The organism is Brevundimonas sp. (assembly GCF_032107865.1).
Classification (GTDB): domain Bacteria; phylum Pseudomonadota; class Alphaproteobacteria; order Caulobacterales; family Caulobacteraceae; genus Brevundimonas.
Map to the genome: position 1 here is coordinate 1 of NZ_DAMCNG010000390.1, position 1,247 is coordinate 1,247.

A 1,247-nucleotide genomic window follows, 5' to 3' on the forward strand; every position below is an offset into this window, starting at 1 on the left:
ACCGTGATCCGCGCCCGGGTCGAAAGCGGCCGCCTGCCGCCCGCTGGCTCGCCCGTCACCGGCGCCGTGGTCACGGAAGGCCAGTCCGGCGGCGCCCTGACCGTGCCGTCCGAGGCGGTGCAGACGGTCGACGGCGCCACGGTGGTCTTCATCAAGACCGATCACGGATTCCGCGCCCAGCCTGTGCTGGCCGGACGTCGAGCCGGCGGCTCCACGGAGATCCTGCGCGGCCTGACCGGGACCGAGCGCGTCGCCTCTACCAACGCCTTCCTCCTCAAGGCCGAACTGGCCAAGGGCGAAGCCGAGCACGGCCACTAAGGGAGGGGATCATGTTCAAAGCCATCATCGAGGCGTCCGTCCGCTTCCGCTGGTTCATCGTCCTGGCCACGACGCTGGTCGCCGCCTGGGGCCTGTTCCAGTTGACGAAGCTGCCGATCGACGCCGTGCCCGACATCACTAACCGCCAGGTGCAGATCAACACCGTGGCCCCCGCCCTGGCCCCCGAACAGATGGAGCGCCAGGTCACCTACCCGCTGGAAACGGCCATGGCCGGGATTCCAGGCCTTCAGAGCACCCGCTCCCTCAGCCGCAACGGTTTCAGCCAGGTGACGGTCATCTTCACCGACGCCACCGACATCTACTTCGCCCGCCAGCAGGTGGCCGAGCGGATGGCCCAGGCGCGCGAAAACCTGCCCGAAGGCGTCGAGCCCGGCCTGGCTCCGATCACCACGGGCCTGGGCGAAGTCCTGATGTGGACCGTCGACTTCAAGCCCTTCGACGCCAAGGCGGCGCGAGCTGGAAAGCCTGGCTGGCAGCCCGATGGCGCCTATCTGACGCCCGAAGGCGATCGGCTGGCGTCTCCCCAGGCGCAGGCGACCTATCTGCGCACTGTGCAGGACTGGATCATCGCGCCCCGGATGCGGACCGCGCGCGGTCTGGCGGGCGTCGACGTGAACGGCGGCTATGTGAAGGAATACGCCGTCCGACCCGACCCGGCTCGCCTGGCGGGCTACGGTCTGGGCCTGGGCGACCTGATGCAGGCGCTGGAGCGCGCCAACACCCAGGCGGGGGCCGGATACGTGCAGCGCGCGGGCGAAGCCCTGACCGTCCGCACCGACGCCTTGGCCCAAACCGTCGAGGATCTGGCTCAGGCGCCCGTGGCTAACCGCAACGGCCTGGTCGTGCGCGTCGCCGATGTGGCGACCGTGGAAATGGGCCAGGCGCCGCGTCTGGGCGGCGCCAGCCGC

General features: G+C 70.2%; 1 protein-coding gene and 1 pseudogene. Both read left to right on the forward strand.

Annotation, left to right across the window (positions count from 1 at the left end; translation table 11 throughout):
• Window positions 1-318, forward strand: a pseudogene (locus tag RT567_RS17015) (efflux RND transporter periplasmic adaptor subunit); the annotation flags it as partial.
• Between the two features lie 11 nt (window positions 319-329).
• Window positions 330-1,247, forward strand: a 918-nt coding sequence (locus tag RT567_RS17020; RefSeq protein WP_313577357.1) for an efflux RND transporter permease subunit, incomplete at its 3' end; no start/stop codon positions are given.